1 pseudogene is annotated in these 353 nt (G+C 69.4%); it reads left to right on the forward strand.

The features are described 5' to 3' along the window. Positions 1–188 (forward strand): annotated as a pseudogene (locus EN874_RS32600) (GNAT family N-acetyltransferase); the annotation flags it as partial. Positions 189–353 lie beyond the last annotated feature (165 nt).

A 353-nucleotide genomic window follows, 5' to 3' on the forward strand; every position in this document is an offset into this window, starting at 1 on the left:
AGGCGCTGCGGCTGATGCTGGCGGAGGCGAGGGCGGTCGGTCTTGAGTATGTCGAGATCACCGCCAAGCCGGGCAACCCCGCCTCGCAGAAGGTGATAAGCGCGAATGGCGGCAGGCTGGTGGGGCGCTTCCTCGAGGATGCCGCCTATGGCGGTGCCGAGAGCTTGAGGTTCCGGATCGATCTTTGATCGGGCCCGGCTCTACTCAGCCGCTGCCGGCAGCGGCGGCGTCGCGCGGCTGCGCCATTCCCACGCCTGCGAGGCGACGGCCACAGTCACGGCCACCAGCATGGCGAGCACGCCTGCCAGGGGCAGGCTGCGATAGCCGTAGCCGGCATTAAGGATCGCCGCGCC

Origin of the sequence: Mesorhizobium sp. M1D.F.Ca.ET.231.01.1.1, from assembly GCF_003999155.2 — a bacterium.
Lineage (GTDB): Bacteria > Pseudomonadota > Alphaproteobacteria > Rhizobiales > Rhizobiaceae > Mesorhizobium.